Source organism: Pseudomonas sp. ZY71 (assembly GCF_036542145.1).
Lineage (GTDB): Bacteria > Pseudomonadota > Gammaproteobacteria > Pseudomonadales > Pseudomonadaceae > Aquipseudomonas > Aquipseudomonas koreensis_A.
The window spans coordinates 2,034,020-2,047,785 of the sequence record NZ_CP144274.1 but is presented as its reverse complement, the minus strand read 5'-3'; the positions used below and the strand labels follow the sequence as shown (position 1 = coordinate 2,047,785).

At 61.1% G+C, this 13,766-nt stretch carries 19 protein-coding genes; all 19 read right to left on the bottom strand.

Annotated features, from left to right (window positions below; genetic code table 11):
- Window positions 1-3 precede the first annotated feature (3 nt).
- The 19 genes from VY732_RS09225 to VY732_RS09135 all read right to left on the bottom strand — a co-directional run bounded on the left by VY732_RS09225 (window position 4) and on the right by VY732_RS09135 (window position 13,641).
- On the bottom strand, window positions 4-1,701 hold the full coding sequence (locus tag VY732_RS09225) for a phage tail-collar fiber domain-containing protein (RefSeq protein ID WP_331695234.1): 1,698 nt from the start codon (window positions 1,699-1,701) through the stop codon (window positions 4-6).
- A gap of 9 nt (window positions 1,702-1,710) precedes the next feature.
- Complete coding sequence (locus tag VY732_RS09220; RefSeq protein WP_331695233.1) at window positions 1,711-2,235, bottom strand: phage tail protein; 525 nt, start codon at window positions 2,233-2,235, stop codon at window positions 1,711-1,713.
- Window positions 2,232-3,407 carry a baseplate J/gp47 family protein gene (locus tag VY732_RS09215; protein ID WP_331695232.1) on the bottom strand — a complete coding sequence of 392 codons (1,176 nt, stop codon included), beginning with the start codon at window positions 3,405-3,407 and terminating at the stop codon, window positions 2,232-2,234. Before VY732_RS09215 ends, VY732_RS09220 begins: the two co-directional genes overlap by 4 nt.
- Window positions 3,404-3,721 (bottom strand): DUF2590 family protein, encoded by a 318-nt coding sequence (locus tag VY732_RS09210; protein WP_331695231.1) that lies wholly within the window; start codon window positions 3,719-3,721, stop codon window positions 3,404-3,406. The genes VY732_RS09215 and VY732_RS09210 overlap by 4 nt, the downstream gene beginning before the upstream one ends.
- The gene (locus VY732_RS09205) at window positions 3,718-5,703 is read right to left on the bottom strand and encodes a phage tail tape measure protein (protein WP_331695230.1); all 1,986 of its coding nucleotides are present in this window, start codon (window positions 5,701-5,703) and stop codon (window positions 3,718-3,720) included. The genes VY732_RS09210 and VY732_RS09205 overlap by 4 nt, the downstream gene beginning before the upstream one ends.
- A gap of 5 nt (window positions 5,704-5,708) precedes the next feature.
- On the bottom strand, window positions 5,709-5,849 hold the full coding sequence (locus VY732_RS09200; RefSeq protein ID WP_191626909.1) for a DUF6890 family protein: 141 nt from the start codon (window positions 5,847-5,849) through the stop codon (window positions 5,709-5,711).
- 23 nt (window positions 5,850-5,872) lie between these two features.
- A complete protein-coding gene (locus VY732_RS09195; protein ID WP_150708052.1) occupies window positions 5,873-6,166 on the bottom strand; it encodes a putative phage tail assembly chaperone in 294 nt (97 codons plus the stop codon).
- The gene (locus tag VY732_RS09190; RefSeq protein ID WP_331695229.1) at window positions 6,163-6,678 is read right to left on the bottom strand and encodes a lysis system i-spanin subunit Rz; all 516 of its coding nucleotides are present in this window, start codon (window positions 6,676-6,678) and stop codon (window positions 6,163-6,165) included. The genes VY732_RS09195 and VY732_RS09190 overlap by 4 nt, the downstream gene beginning before the upstream one ends.
- Window positions 6,678-7,211, bottom strand: coding sequence for a lysozyme (locus tag VY732_RS09185; RefSeq protein ID WP_116256723.1), 534 nt, complete (start codon window positions 7,209-7,211; stop codon window positions 6,678-6,680). The genes VY732_RS09190 and VY732_RS09185 overlap by 1 nt, the downstream gene beginning before the upstream one ends.
- Entirely contained in the window at window positions 7,208-7,504 is a 297-nt protein-coding gene (locus VY732_RS09180) for a hypothetical protein (protein ID WP_039756531.1), read from the bottom strand. Before VY732_RS09180 ends, VY732_RS09185 begins: the two co-directional genes overlap by 4 nt.
- Complete coding sequence (locus VY732_RS09175; RefSeq protein ID WP_331695228.1) at window positions 7,504-7,713, bottom strand: TraR/DksA family transcriptional regulator; 210 nt, start codon at window positions 7,711-7,713, stop codon at window positions 7,504-7,506. The genes VY732_RS09180 and VY732_RS09175 overlap by 1 nt, the downstream gene beginning before the upstream one ends.
- The gene (locus VY732_RS09170) at window positions 7,713-8,162 is read right to left on the bottom strand and encodes a phage protein (protein WP_201234000.1); all 450 of its coding nucleotides are present in this window, start codon (window positions 8,160-8,162) and stop codon (window positions 7,713-7,715) included. The genes VY732_RS09175 and VY732_RS09170 overlap by 1 nt, the downstream gene beginning before the upstream one ends.
- Window positions 8,163-8,168: 6 nt before the next feature.
- Window positions 8,169-9,284, bottom strand: a complete 1,116-nt coding sequence (locus tag VY732_RS09165; RefSeq protein ID WP_331695227.1) for a DUF2586 domain-containing protein — start codon at window positions 9,282-9,284, stop codon at window positions 8,169-8,171.
- An 11-nt stretch (window positions 9,285-9,295) separates the two neighbouring features.
- On the bottom strand, window positions 9,296-9,979 hold the full coding sequence (locus VY732_RS09160) for a phage virion morphogenesis protein (protein WP_331695226.1): 684 nt from the start codon (window positions 9,977-9,979) through the stop codon (window positions 9,296-9,298).
- On the bottom strand, window positions 9,966-10,418 hold the full coding sequence (locus VY732_RS09155; protein ID WP_331695225.1) for a phage tail protein: 453 nt from the start codon (window positions 10,416-10,418) through the stop codon (window positions 9,966-9,968). Before VY732_RS09155 ends, VY732_RS09160 begins: the two co-directional genes overlap by 14 nt.
- Window positions 10,415-10,876, bottom strand: coding sequence for a head completion/stabilization protein (locus tag VY732_RS09150; protein ID WP_116256717.1), 462 nt, complete (start codon window positions 10,874-10,876; stop codon window positions 10,415-10,417). The genes VY732_RS09155 and VY732_RS09150 overlap by 4 nt, the downstream gene beginning before the upstream one ends.
- Window positions 10,877-10,974: 98 nt before the next feature.
- Window positions 10,975-11,697 (bottom strand): phage terminase small subunit, encoded by a 723-nt coding sequence (gene gpM, locus VY732_RS09145; protein ID WP_331695224.1) that lies wholly within the window; start codon window positions 11,695-11,697, stop codon window positions 10,975-10,977.
- Window positions 11,694-12,713: a phage major capsid protein, P2 family gene (locus VY732_RS09140; RefSeq protein ID WP_064392744.1), complete on the bottom strand. Its 1,020-nt coding sequence runs from the start codon at window positions 12,711-12,713 to the stop codon at window positions 11,694-11,696. The genes gpM and VY732_RS09140 overlap by 4 nt, the downstream gene beginning before the upstream one ends.
- A gap of 1 nt (window position 12,714) precedes the next feature.
- Window positions 12,715-13,641, bottom strand: coding sequence for a GPO family capsid scaffolding protein (locus tag VY732_RS09135; protein WP_331695223.1), 927 nt, complete (start codon window positions 13,639-13,641; stop codon window positions 12,715-12,717).
- Between the last annotated feature and the right edge of the window lie 125 nt (window positions 13,642-13,766).

Below are 13,766 nucleotides of genomic sequence, written 5' to 3'. Positions count from 1 at the left end.
ATCTCAATACTTGATGCAGAAAAGAAGGGCCAAGTTTCGCGGCCGGGTTTCAGCACCGCCGGCAGCGGCGACGGTTACACCGTGGGTGTGGTTACCTGCGCCACCTACGCCGACGTTGTGCGCGTGCTGGCCAGTAGCGCCGATACCGACGTTGTGAGCATGGTTTCCTTGGTAGTCAGTGCGCATAGGTCGACCGTCGGCGTTTTTACCGCCGCCGATCTCAAGTTCTGTCCATACGCTGCCGCCAGCCGGATAACCGACGTTCACACCGGCGCCGTTATCGACTACGCGAAAACCGTGGTCGTGGTTGCCTTGCGCATCGGTCCAGGCGCTGTGCACGTGGTTGCCCTGCGCATCTGTCCAGGCGCCGTGCACGTGATCGCCCACGGCTGCGGCCGAGGCGCCGTGCGCATGCGAGTGGATCATCATGTCCTGATAGACGCCGAATGCACGGCCAGGATCCAGACCGCGCCCGTCGTCCCAGCCACGAGGGAACAAGCCGCGCATGTCGGGCAAATTGAACGTGGTTGAACCGTCGCCAGCGCCATAGTGCGTTCCGAGCCAGGCAAAGAGTTGTGCGTATGTGGTACGGGACACAGCCGCCCCGTTGCACTTCAGCCACCCCTGCGGCGCCCAAGACATGGCGAACGCCGCAACCATCCCAGTCATCGAATCGCCAACCTGCTTTTGTAGCTTGTTCAGAGCGGCGGTCGACGCCACGATCTGGCTGCTGTTGGTTGCTGGATCGTCGCTGATTGCGTTGGGCAGATTGCCCAGTCCGACGTCTTCTTTGGTGGTTGCCCGGGCGCGCAGCAGCGGATAGTCGCCGGTACGGGATGCGAGATATTTGATCAACGCACCGCCGACTGGCTCGGCGTCCCGCAAATCCACGATATTGCTGGGTGAAATGAAATCAGCGATCGGCACGCAGTAATGGCGTACGCCGGCAGCATCGGTGTAATCGGCTTGTTCACCGAATACCACTTTCCACGCAGCCACCCGATCGTTCAACTGACGCTCAAGACAAACGTCCAGCCAGACCTTACCTACTGGAATGGCGCCGGGGACCGCTTCTGACTTCGCAATTGCCACGCGGATGCCTTCGACGTAGGCCGTGCCACCATTGATCTGGTAGCCGGTGTCTGTCTTTTCGAACATCAGCGAGTTACTGAAAAAAAACGCACGCCCGTAGAGGTTGCGATTGCTCAGACGCTCGCGCTCATCGATGCCGGCCAGGCGCACCGTAAAGTCATGCTGCCAGGTGCTGGCATCGATCTTGATGCCGGTCAGCTTCATGGCGCCGTCATAGGCCACCAGAAAATTGCGGGTGACGTTGTTGCCGATCTGCTCCGGCGGGATGTTCCTGCGCTTCTGTTGCAGTGGCACCGACGACGCGGCGAACAAGATGCCGTCGGCGTCCTCGAGGCCGACCCAGTTAAAGTCCCAGTCGCCAACGTCAGACCCCAACTGTGCGCTGTACACCACCTGGTTCGGATTCACGAAACCCGCGTTCTTTTCCGGGATGGTGTAGACGTGAACAATCTGCGCAACTGGTGGCTTGCCGGCAGCGCGATCGAGCGGCGCGGTCGGATCAAGCCCGGGCACATTGGCAAAGATGAAACGGCTGACGATCAGCGGCTTTTGCTGGCTTTGTTTAAGGGCAATTTGGCTTTCGCCGGCCAAGGTAATACTGGCGCTCACGGTGCGCTCCTACAGGCTGGCAACCAGCGTTTGCTGGTCGTCGTTGAAGTCGATCAGGGCGATTTGCAGCCCCACGGGGGTGATGGTGACGAAGTCGTAGCGCCGGCACGTTCGGCCGTACTGCTGGATCAGCACGCGCAGAAGCTCGGGATTGAGCGACAACTGAGCGTTGCTGAACTTCAGCAGCACCACGTCCCAATCGCGGTCGGGCTGACGTTCCTCGATCTCCACGTAACCCACGCCCAGTCGCTCGAAAATTCGTTTCAACCCGGCGGTGCTGCCGGCGTCGACCGAGTTGATGAATGCGTATTTCACGCGCAGTCGAAACAGTGACTCGGGTTCGCCCTTAAAGCGCGTCACGTCCCGCTGCCAGGCCCACAGTTCAAGGATGCTTATGTGGCAGGTGTCGGGATCGATCTGCGAGTAGGGCCAGCGCAGCCACCCGGTCACGGTTTCCCACCACGCCTGTGCAGCGGCCACCAGCTTTGACAGCTCGGTGCCGCCAAGCCAGAACGGCAGTTTCAGTTTGTTCATTGCACGTTCACCTTCAGCGACGTCAGGCGCGGGATGTCCAAACCGCTGGTGATGTCGACGCCGGGGGTAAACCGCAGTGAGGCGATATCGGCAAACCGCTGGTGCAATTCCTCAGCCAGTCGACTAAAGCTGAAACGCGACTGGGGGTAGGTCAGCGTCGGCTGATAGTCGCGGGGCGTGCTTTCCCGAAACGCGGCGCGGATGAATAGCTCGATCTCACTTTTCAGCGTGTCGATCTGCTCGGCGCTCAGATTCGGTTGCGGCCAAAGCGTCGTCGCAACACTCACAGGCACTTCGGGCATGACCATGGCCAGCAGATCATCGCCGTGGCCATGGTTGCCCTGGTCACGGATGTGCGAATTGATTTGCTCCAGGTAAGTCGCCGCCGGCACGCCCGCGTCAAACAACACGAAGGCGTTCGCACTGCCCGGGCCACGCGGTGCGCCGTGTTCGAAGTAAACGCCGTCCGGACGCACGCCCGGAAAGGCCGAGATCATGGCGCGATACACCGCGTCGGTGTGCCACTGGTTGACCGCCGAGAACTGGTTGCGCACGCGCAAGCGCAGTTGGTCGTTCGGCTCCGGATCCGCACCAGGTGATTCCAGCCAACCGTCCTTGTTCACTACCTGGACAATGCCTGGGATGGGCACGGGCAGGATGGCGTAGTAACCCGGGGCGAGGTTGAAGCCACTGCCGGATTCGATCGCCTCCACCTGGACTTCCAGCTGCAGCTGGCCCGCGACGAACGTCGCCGGCGCCGTGGTAATCAATTGGTACACGTTGCCGTTGATGGCGGCGGACTGCACCACAATGCCTTTTTCCAATTCCATGACGCCGTCCGGCAAGGCCCGGGCAAACAGCAATTTACCGCGGGCTTTGGTGGCGCCTTTACGCTCGACGTTGACCGCCCAGGCGAGCATGTCCAGCCAAGCGTCCACCGCCGTTTTCACAAAGAAATTTGGCAGCACCGTCAGGCACAGAAAGTCCAACAGCCACAACACCGGTTTGGTCACCAGCGCGGTCATCACCCGCCAGAACGGCGAATAACTGCTGGTGTTGGCCACCTTCGCGCCCTGGGCTTCAACCTCCTTTTCCCACGCCGCCTTCAAACCGGCCTCGGTGGTCGGGATGCCGGCGTCGGCGATCACCTTTTTAAAATCGACCTGGCTCACAGACTTACCTCAATCGAACCGAATTTCAGGGTTTTCGCAGTGACCAGGTACACACCTGGTTCCTGCTGGGTAATGCGTGCCGTGCCCGGCACCAGGCGCTGATCGTCCTCCACCAACAGTTCCAGTTGCTGGATGCAGTCGCGCTGCCGCAGCCGATCGCGCTCGGCCACCAGCGTCACCAGCAACCCGCTATCGCGGATCATGTGCGCGATGTCCTGGGCGATGCAGGCGCGATCATCGATGAGCAACGGCTGGTGTGACGGGTCGAGTGCCAGGTCGTTGTTGACGATCAACAGGTCTACGTACTCGCTCATCCGCCGACCGCCATGGCGACCATGTTTTCCACTTCCAGTGGGTTCATCGGTTTGGCGGTGTGAATGTTCACGTTCTCCACATGCGTGCCCTTGTTCTGGCTGCTGTTGTTGTTCTGGATGCTGGTCAGCAAGCCGCCGGGCGGCACCGCTGAAGGGCGCGCCGGCGAAAGGCTGGGGATTGCCGCATTGATGGTTTGCTGGGCTTTCTGTGCGGCGTTGGCGGTGTCGGCGGCATTGGTCGCGGCATCGACGCCGGGCACTTCAGGCATACCGCCGAAGCGCGCTTCGATATTCACGCCCGGGATGCTGTTCAGCAGCTCGATCACGCCGTTTACGGCCTTGGTGAAAATGCCGACGATGCTGTCCCATGCGGCCTTGGCCATGCCTGACCAACCGCCCATGGAGTTAAACCAGTCGGACAGCTTCTGGAGCTTGTCGGCGACGAACTGGAACGCGGCCGTGTTCATCAGGGCAGACGTCCATTCGTCCCAGTAGTGAACCGCCGCGACAATGACCGCCACCAGAGCGAGAACACCGACCACAATCCACACCATCGGGTTGGCCAACAGCGCCGCGTTGACCAGCCAGATCGCACCCTGCCACAGCAGCATGGCGCCGCGCGCCAAGGCAAGGCCGGCGCTGAGCGTATAGATCACGGCCATGTAAGCCAGGATCGCCAATTTCTGCAGGACGAAGCCGGCAACGGTGCGCAGGTTCAGCAACTGCACGACCTTCCACACCGATAACAGGCCCAGCCAAGTCATCCGTGCAACGCCGACCACGACGGTCAACAACGACATGGCGCCGACGATGGCCATGATGGTCAGTGCGGTGATGCCGATCACCCGGGTGATGTTGGGAAACAGCTGCGACCAGCGCACAAGGGTTTTCCCGATGTCGACCATCTTGCTCATGAACGGCGTCAGTACCGGGATCAGCACCTGGCCAAATACCACACGCATGACCTCGACCAGGGACGCCCACTGTTGCCACGGATCGACCATGGCCCGGGCCATCTGCTCGGCGTTCTCCAGTCCGCGCACCTTGCCCAGCTGCTCGATGCCGTTACGCAGTCGATCGGTATCCTTGGCCAGCGCGCCGATCACCTGGGCGCCTTCGCCGCCGAACGCCTCCATTAACTTGGCTCCGGCCGACGCGCTGGTCAGATCACCGAACTTGCCCTGCAGCTTGTCCAGAATCGCCATCATCGGCAGCACCTTGCCCTGCTGGTCGGTGAACTTCATGCCGAGTTTTTCCGATGCCGCGCCGATGTTCTCGAAGAACGCTTTGTAGCGTCCGCCAGCGTCGCCGCCCTCCATGGTGCTGCTCAGCGTGCCGATCACCGCCATCTGTTCGGCAAGGTCGACGCCGGATGTGGTGGCGATCGCGCCGGCCTCCTTGAAGGCGTCTTTCATCGCGGCGCCGCTGGTACGGAACAACTGCACAGCCAGCGCGGTTTGCCCGCCGAGCTTTTCCACCCACGCGCCCTTCCCCATCGCATCCGCTTGGGACTTCTGCAGGTTGTAGAGCGTGCCGACATATTCGCCCATGGTTTCGGCGTCAGACTTGGTGGCCTTGGCCAGCAAATTACTGGTGTTGGTGAACGTAGCGAGTTGGTTGCCGGCAAGCCCCTTGATGGCGCCCTCGATCAGGTAAGCCGAGGCCACAAAATCCTTGGCGTTCTCGCCGTAGCTCACCGCAAATTGCAGTGACTTGGCATTGAGCGCAGACAACGCATCCTCGGCCACGGCCAACGATCGGACGTCGCCCAGGGCGCGATTGACCTCCAGCGCCGGTTCCATGGACTCGCGAATCCCGACCACTGCTGCCGTCACGCCGGCCATGCCCAAGCCGATCGTCTTGATGTGCTTTTCGCTCTGATCGGCAAGCTCGGAAAAGCCCATTTTCACCTTGCCCAGGGGCGCGGTGACCTTGTCGGTCAGGCTCAGGATGAAAGCCAGGCTGGCGCTACGGTCTGCCAATGTCGTTACCCGTTCAGCGCAAGAGCGATGCCGTTAGCCACGGCAAACTCCATGCGTTTCCAGTATTCGTCCTCCAGCCACTTGGCGGTTCCCATCGCCTCGGGCGTGGGTTCGGCACCAGGTAGCCAGCGGCTCGTCAGGGCCATGAGCTGGCCCAAGCCGTTTTCGCTTAAGCGCTCAGCGTGCTCGTGCGCTTTTTTACGATCACCTCAACGTTCGGCGCGTACTCCTCAAGCAGCGCGCCAGCGAGCTGCATAACCATCACCGGGTTGCCCAGTAACGGTTTCAGCGTGGCTTTTTCCTCTTGCTTGACGGTGGTCATCAACAGGTTGTTGCCCGGGGCGACCTTGTTGGTTTGGGTCAGGGCGTTGAAATACTTGGTGACGTCAGCCGGGGTCAGGTTGAACGTGAATTCCGCTTCGCCGACTTCCAGGGTGATTTCGGTGTTGTTCTGTTGGCTCATGGGGTTGTTCTCTTGTTGAGGTTGGGAAAAGTGTTGCCCTGCTGCACCGGTGTTCGCCGGCACACGCCGAGGGCGTATTGCTGCAGCCCGAGGATCATTTGCCGGCTTAGGGCGAGCTGATCTCGGAGGGTGAAATAATCCGGTCGAGCGTCTGCTGCGAGTTCGGCGCGTCCTGCATCAGCCACGCGGGCGGTGCCGGCGGCGGTGGGCACAGATCCAGAAGCGGGACAGGTGGCGCTGACGTACAGCCGGCCAGTGCCATCGCCAATAGCGCGGCGCAGGCGTTCGTTTTCAGTGCGTGCATCGGTCAATTCCTTGGTGTTTCGTTGGTCGATCGCGTCCCGCTCGGCGAGCATTTCGCCGCTGATGCGTGCCGCTTCCCGCAGGCCGCTGGCCTCCCATTTCGCGCTATCACGCTCGCGCCTGGCTTCGTCGCGCTGGCCTAGGAGCGAGTCAAAACCGATCCAGGCGACCAAGCACAACACGACCAGGAACAAGGCTTGGCGCAGCATCACAAGCCCTCCGCACACAGCCGGGATTCGGCCAGCCGGCGGTTGTGCAGGCCCGGAATAAAGCGCTTCTGGCCCTTGGCGTCAGTCACAAAGGCCCATACAGGCGTCTTGCCGTCGGGCGCCCATGCCAGAGCTTTGCAGCCCTCGGCGATGCGGCCGGCGTTGATAAGCGCGACCGCTCGACTGGCGCAGGTGCTGGTCACGCCGAAGTTGTGGCCATGGCTGGTGAGTGCGTCGAACGTGGTCTGTCCCACGTTCGGGTTCGTGATGCACTCGGCCAACTGCAGCTGCGTTTTGCGGATCACCAGCTGCTCCACCTCGGCGCACTTGGCGGGCGACCAGTAGTCGCCGACCACGACCGGGTACGGGCTCGTAAACCGGGTGATGCCCTTGCAAACCGTGGGCAGTCCGCCGGCGAGCTTGTCCGCGTAAACGGTGTTCTGGCCGTTGCCTTCCCAGGTGCCCAGGAAGATCACCAGCGGCGTGCTGGCCAGCGCGATCGCACCGGCCATGATCCTGCCGCGCAGGCTCATGGGAACCACACCCGCAACAGTGCCGGCACAACCATCTGCAGCACAGAAGCGACCACCGTGAGAATGGTCAGCAAGCGGCCGACCTTGGCGCCGATGTCATTCACCGCGACCGTCAGGGTCTGCTGGCCAGCGTTCAGTTCCGAAAGCTGCCCGGCCATGTGTTCGAACCCCTGTTCCAACTTGGTCACACGGGTAGGCACGGTTTCGTGGCGGTCTTCCAACTCGCTCAGCCGGTGTTCAAATACGGCGAATCTCTGCTCCAGCGTTCCGAGGCGTGCGGCGTCAGTCGTCATCAGCGTTTACTCTGCTCAAAGCCGGTCTGGCACGGGACACACCGCGTTTTACCGCCCAGTGCCTGGCGCGCCGGCGGGATCTCTTTGTCGCAGTCCTCGCAATGGGTCAGGCTTGGCCCAACCGGCACAGGCGTCAGTAGCTGGGCCTTTATCGCCTGGTCACGTTGGCGTTGTTCCAGCTCCTGGGCGCGGTCGAACCAGTCCACCATTAACGGATCCCCTCGATCTCGGCCGCAGCCAGGTAGGGAACGCCGTTGATGTGGATAAAGTCCGGACTGGTGACGTCGAACGGCACCTTGTGTTTGGTCTTCTCGCCACCCTTCGGGTCGATCGACAACAGGCTGGAGATCTTCACCTTGCAGCCGAACGCCTCCACACGCAGTTCGTCCTCACCGGCCTTGGCGAAGAACACCGCATCGAACGGTTTCAACTCGCGATAGCTGCCCGCCGATCGCGCCGCGTCGATCAGCAACTCAAAGTTGGAGCTGTCCAGCTCCAGTTCACCGGCCGCGGCCACGTCGCCGTCGACGTATCCGTCAGGCACGCCCCGGGTTTGGGCCACGGCCGAGTTGTCGGTGATGTCCAGGGTGCAGCTTTCGACGTGCAGCGCGATATCGCCCAGGCTCACGTCGAAGTTCTTGCCGCCAATCTTTGCCATGGGGCGTTACTCCGCTTTGTCAGTGGAAAGATCCAGGGCGATGTTCGCCGTGAGGTCTTTCGGGCAGTTGAGGGGTTTGAGCTTGATGTAGGCCGCGACTTTGGTTTTGCTCTGCCACTCCAGCACCAGGTCGCCGTCTTTCGGTGGCTCGATGTCACCGGGGAACACCTCGCCGTTAAACTTGATGGACTTCGCCATGGCTCGCAGTGGCGCCATCAATTGGTTGGTGTTCACCGCCATGCTGTTGGGCGTGTTGTTCAAGCGACGATCAGCGACACGGCGGATCAGCAGCGGACGGATCAGGCGAGCAGCCTTATCGGTGATGCGCAGGTATTCCACGACCTGAAAGTCACTACCGGGGGTGTCCAACATGTTGCAGTCCCCCCAGTACACGCCCGGGTAGTCGGGGTAGGTCTGGGTGACGGAGAACCGCGCCCGATCCAGTTCACTGCGCACAGCGGACGGCAGCGGGATCAGCTCCATATCGATAGGCACGTCGCCAAGTCCCAACACCGGGCCGGTGGCCACGCGCATCGGACTATCCGCGATGCTGACTGCAGAATTCGCCAAGCGGCCAGCCAGCACGCCCAAGTCATTGCCGTGCAGTTGCGGTACAGGTGAAACGCGCGGCGCTGCCAGACCCGCTACCAACGCTTTTTGCTCGGTGAGGTACTGCGCCCAGGTCTGGTCGACGGCGATGCCGGCGCTGCTCGCCAGAAAGAAAACCCGGCGGCCGTAGGTGTTGTTCAGGGCAACGGCCGCGTCATGCATGGCCGAAAGTTCGTCCCCCTTTGTCACAGGTTTGGTGACGATTACCCCTTCCACCGACACCCCTTGTTGCTGGGTTTTCTCCAAAGCGGTGGCCCAGTCGCCTTCGGGGCCGATCGGGGCCGCCATGCAGGCCCAGCGCTGGCCACCGTTCAGACGTGCGGCGGTGATTTGGGTTTTCAGATCGCTCGCCGGAACGCCCAGGGCGGCGTCCAGATCGCTGTCGGTGTTCAGCGGAATGACCTGGCCGACGTTTTTGGCGGCGGGGCCGATGAAAAGAAAGTAACGCTCAACCTCTGTCACGGCGCCCTGGCCTAGATTGAGATTGTCGACGGTGACTTGACCGAGTGCCATGCAGTGCCTCGTTAGCGGGGTGAAGTTAGGATTTGTTGCAACACCTGGTTAATCAGGAGATTGGTTTCGCGCTCAGTTTCGGCGCCGATGAACTGGCGTTTCGGCAGCGTGATTTCCCAGCTCTGCGCGCCGGTGCTTTCGCTGCGCTGGTCGTCCAGGATCCGGATCAGCAAACCGGCTTTGGCGTAGTTCACATGCTCCTGAATCCACGCCACAGACGGCCGGGTCAGCGTCTTTTTGCCTGCTTGGCGCACACGGAAGCCCAACCGGCGCAAGCGCTTGGCTTGCTTGTCGGTTGCTGCCAAACCCGGTGGGGTCTTGTTCCATCGGCGCATCTGTTGGGCGGTGCGGCGCTCACTGACGCCGCTGTGCTGCTGCGCGGCGACCCATCGGGTCAGGGCGTTTTTCCAGCCCAATTCCGCTTCATCAGCAGACACCCGGGTGACCACCATCAACTTGGCCAGGCCGGCTTCCATCTTCTTTTTGCCCTTGGTGTCGCCCTTCCGTGGGGCGAAGGGTGTGCCGTCCAGGTTCTTCTGCTCACGCACACGCTTGCGGCTCATCGTCCGCACGCGTTTGGTGACCTGGTTCAGCAAGCGGCGGCGCAATTGCGGCGGCAGGCTCAGCAACGCCAGTTGTTCGCGTACGCCCACGCGACCGCGAATGTCGAGTTCGAACGTGCTACGCCCCGCCATCGGTGGCCACCTCGCCGCGCTCAGCAATCCACAGATCAAACGGGACAAAAGCCCAGGTCTTACCGAAGGCTTCAATCTCCCCTTCCGGGTCTTCCGACAGGAACTGCGCCTCGACAAATTCCAGCGTGATTTCTACGTCGAACAGATCGTTATCCAGAGGCTCCACAAGGAACTCCGGCGCCGGCAGTTCGTGGCGGTCACGGTTGGCGTCGTGTTTTTCCAGCCAACTGCCGACCAACGCCATCATGCGAGCCGGGTTGGCGGCGAAACGCTCCAGGACAATCACGGCGCGATAGTGCATATCGGCGAAGTGCATGCCGTCGACGTCGGGTTTCCAGATCAGCGAAAGCTTTACCTGCTCCGTCCAGCTGTCGAGTTGTTCAGGCTCGACCAGGCGGCGCTCCAACAGATACGCGGTCAGTGTCTGCAGCTTGGTCATACGATCGCCGCCGTAATTCGGCCGCGTCCCTGTAGCGAGCGAACCGCCTGCTGGCTGAACTGCAGAAACGTCTCGCCGCGTTCGGGCATTTCTTTGCCGGTGTTTTCGGCGCTTTCACGGCGGCTCACCGTGGCGAACTGCGTCAGCAAGCTGGACTTGGCGCGGCAATACACGGCGCGCTTGTACGTCGCTACGTGAAATGTGGAGTCAGGCAGCACCTTAGGGTCCCCAGATTCCACGGATGTGATGCCCACGCTCTGCCATTGGCCTTTGCGTTTGGACAAATCGCGATTGATCTCAATCATCGCGGTAGTCAAATCAGTGACCAGCATGTCTACCAGGTACTCCGCCGGCAGGCGGTAGCCCTTCTGAAACTCGGACACGGAGAGGTTCGGCCAGAAGCCGTCGTTCTCAATCGCCTGTTCCACAAAGGTGGTGGGTTTCCCGGAAAAGCTCATGGCTGGCCGCTCGAATAGGGCGGGGAGACTGTTTTTCGTGGGGCTGGCCATGAATGGCAGACACACGTCCACAGTTCCCCGCTGGGGGGGGTAGTCGGTTATTGGGCGCCGGTCACGGCGGGGGGTTGTTTGGCGATCGCCTTGCGGCACTTCGCAATGCGCGTCTCATTGCCGGCTTTCGCGTACAGCTCGGTGGAGCGTTCCAGATGCTGGAGCGCGGTTTCCCACTGCTCGGCCTCCATGGCGCGCATGCCGATCAACTTGTGGTACTTGCTCGGGATCTGTTCGGTCAGCTCCCATTCACCGTCGACACGCGGCAGCAGATCGGACAGGTACGGCTCCGGGCTGCGTTGCGCGTTGTATTCGGCGTAAGCCCAATCGATCATTGCGTCCGCAACGAAGGTTTGCACGTCGCGGCGCTTAAACCGCTCGGGCATCTCCTGGCCCTGCCCGATCGCAAAGTCCGCGAGTGCCAGGCCGTCTTCGAACTGCTCGGTGTCGAACAGCCAGACCATCACCTGCACCAGAACGCGGTTCGGCATCACCAGACCCGAGTCCATGTAGCGCTGAATGAAATCCTGGTACTTGGGCAACAGCTCCTCGCGCTTGAGTGCCTGACGCCCAGCGAGACCCTTGATATCGCTAAGGCGCTGCAGATCCTGATCCAGAGAGGCTTCCATCAGCAGCAGGTGCTTTTTCGCGTTGGCCGGGCTGCTCAGGGCTTCCGCCGGCGAATACGCCAGCGGTGCGGCGGCTGCAGCGATTACTGCAGCAGTTCCCTGTGCCAAAGTACGGCGCTTGTGGGCAAGGGCCAGGCTCATGCGGCCAACTCAACGTTTTCAGTAAACGCGATCTTTTCCAGCTGCTCGATCACGTAGCCTTCGTTGCGGCTGTTGTAATCCTCGACACGGGAGCGTTTCGGGTTGTCTACGGTTTGCTTGCGCCAGCTGGAGTCCTGGAAGTAGATCGACAGGTTGTCCCAACTGGTAACCAGCACGCCGTTAACCGGGAAGAACGGCACGCTAAAGCTTGGCAGACCACCATAAGTAGCGATCACCTGAGCGTCCTCGATGCGCTCTTTCTCGGTTGGTGTATCACCCTGCTTGGCGTACAGCTTTGCCTTGTCAGCCGCTAACAGGTCGGTGCCGATAATGGCGATCAGGTCGCCGCCATCGCGCAGGCGTTCGTCCACCATTTGCTTGGTGTCATGCACCAGGGCGTCCAGGTTGGCGTAATCACCGCCCTGCCCCAGAATTACTTTGCCAGCGGTTTTGCCTTCCTTGAGTACCTGCTGTGGGGCTTGCTCGCGCAGTTGTTGCAGCCAGCCTTTGTTCACGTCCTGCAGCATTGGGTAAGCGGCAATATCGGTCTGCGCAGCGGCTTTCAGGCCGTGGAAACCAACCATGATGCGGTCCAGAGCGATCTGTTTCTGCACAGCAGCCGAGTAGCGTTGGTGGAAGTCCGGGAATTTGGCCCAAGCATCGATTTTTGCGTACGGCAGACCCACGTCGGATTCGGTAGACGACAGTTCGTAGGTGGTGTTGTCCAGCTCGGAAGCGTCTTTCGCCTCGCGATCGGTGGTCTTGGTATTAGTACGGCCAGTCACCGGGCCGGATACACCGATGAACACCTTCTCGCCCTTGATTTCGCTCACGCCAATGACGTTGATGCGCGAAAGGAAGTCCGACTTGGCGGTGATGGCGTCGTTCAGTTCCTGGGTGATGGACGGCTCAACGCTGAACATCTTGCTGGACAGCTCGACACCATAGGTTTCGGCCATGGCAAGTTGCATGGCTGCATACATCTTGGCGCCGTAGGCGCTCAGGGAACGGGCCATGTCAGAGTACCCGCGCTTTGGTTTTGTCGGCTGCGCCGGTGGAACGCGGCAACTGACGGCCGATGCTGGTGTTCTGCAGCGTGGTGAACTGTTGCTGCAGACTGGTCAGAGCTGCCAACACTGCTTTGTTGGAACTGCCGCCGTTGCGCTTGAATTCGCGTTCTTCTTCGGCGGTGGTGACGATCTCGTCGACTGCCGCGCTGACGTCATCGATCGGGGCTTGATCGGGTTCTGGTGCGTCTTCAGCAGCAGGCTCAATCACGGCCTGAATGCCGGCAGCGACGACCAGCAGCTGGGCCAGCAGGGCTTTCAAAGCCGTTGCGGTAGCTTCATCCATTGGGGGTTTGCTCTCGGTTGGGGTTTGCGGAGTGGTTTCGGCGGCGGTGTCGTCAATGCCGAAACGCTTGAACAGGCGGGTGAACATGCCGACAAGGCGACCAATCTCGCCCTGCGCTTTGGTTTCGCGTAGAGGGCCGAGTTCTTGAGATGCGGCGTAGTAAGCATCGCGGCTGGTGCGACTGGAGAAGTAGAGTTCCTGCGTGCCGACGCTGGCAGGTTCGTCGGTGACGGCGATACCGGTCATGTAGGCTTTGCCACGGCCCCGGAAATTCGGCTTGATCTCGATGCTGGTGAACAGCTTTTCGCCGGCGTCGTTCAGGCGCAGCAGCTTGTCGTTTGGCTTCAGTTGCGCTTCAAGGGCGACTTGGCCAGGCTCCAGATCGTCGCCCTCCTCGACCAGGCGCACAGCGAAAACCGTTCCGTGGGATCCGAACCAGCGTTCGTGTTCACACCAGATAACAGCGGTGTACAAAGTCGGCGTGTAGGTCTCGGCGATGTCGCGCAGTTCCTGGGGAAGGATCTCGCGGCCATCGACGGTCGGGCCGCTGGTGGCTACACGTTTCCAGTAGGAGACAAGGGAACGGGGCATGAGTGGTGACTGCGCTCAATCGTTGAATGAGCCGCCACGATAGGGAGCCGTTTACCGCCAAACAAACGGTTGAAATTCAGGGTTCTCCTATTTTCGAGAGATAGGCGGATCGCAGCATTTAACCC

Excerpts from the sequence above, each read along its gene's own strand:
- gpM (WP_331695224.1), bottom strand. The coding sequence starts at position 11,697 with ATGAGCCTGGCCCTTGCCCACAAGCGCCGTACTTTGGCACAGGGAACT.
- VY732_RS09210 (WP_331695231.1), bottom strand. The coding sequence starts at position 3,721 with ATGAGCGAGTACGTAGACCTGTTGATCGTCAACAACGACCTGGCACTC.
- VY732_RS09155 (WP_331695225.1), bottom strand. The coding sequence starts at position 10,418 with ATGACCAAGCTGCAGACACTGACCGCGTATCTGTTGGAGCGCCGCCTG.
- VY732_RS09150 (WP_116256717.1), bottom strand. The coding sequence starts at position 10,876 with ATGAGCTTTTCCGGGAAACCCACCACCTTTGTGGAACAGGCGATTGAG.
- VY732_RS09220 (WP_331695233.1), bottom strand. The coding sequence starts at position 2,235 with ATGAACAAACTGAAACTGCCGTTCTGGCTTGGCGGCACCGAGCTGTCA.
- VY732_RS09190 (WP_331695229.1), bottom strand. The coding sequence starts at position 6,678 with ATGCTGCGCCAAGCCTTGTTCCTGGTCGTGTTGTGCTTGGTCGCCTGG.
- VY732_RS09170 (WP_201234000.1), bottom strand. The coding sequence starts at position 8,162 with ATGGCAAAGATTGGCGGCAAGAACTTCGACGTGAGCCTGGGCGATATC.
- VY732_RS09185 (WP_116256723.1), bottom strand. The coding sequence starts at position 7,211 with ATGAGCCTGCGCGGCAGGATCATGGCCGGTGCGATCGCGCTGGCCAGC.
- VY732_RS09140 (WP_064392744.1), bottom strand. The coding sequence starts at position 12,713 with ATGGCCCGTTCCCTGAGCGCCTACGGCGCCAAGATGTATGCAGCCATG.
- VY732_RS09195 (WP_150708052.1), bottom strand. The coding sequence starts at position 6,166 with ATGAGCCAACAGAACAACACCGAAATCACCCTGGAAGTCGGCGAAGCG.
- VY732_RS09175 (WP_331695228.1), bottom strand. The coding sequence starts at position 7,713 with ATGGTGGACTGGTTCGACCGCGCCCAGGAGCTGGAACAACGCCAACGT.
- VY732_RS09180 (WP_039756531.1), bottom strand. The coding sequence starts at position 7,504 with ATGACGACTGACGCCGCACGCCTCGGAACGCTGGAGCAGAGATTCGCC.
- VY732_RS09200 (WP_191626909.1), bottom strand. The coding sequence starts at position 5,849 with ATGGCCCTGACGAGCCGCTGGCTACCTGGTGCCGAACCCACGCCCGAG.
- VY732_RS09135 (WP_331695223.1), bottom strand. The coding sequence starts at position 13,641 with ATGCCCCGTTCCCTTGTCTCCTACTGGAAACGTGTAGCCACCAGCGGC.
- VY732_RS09165 (WP_331695227.1), bottom strand. The coding sequence starts at position 9,284 with ATGGCACTCGGTCAAGTCACCGTCGACAATCTCAATCTAGGCCAGGGC.
- VY732_RS09160 (WP_331695226.1), bottom strand. The coding sequence starts at position 9,979 with ATGGCGGGGCGTAGCACGTTCGAACTCGACATTCGCGGTCGCGTGGGC.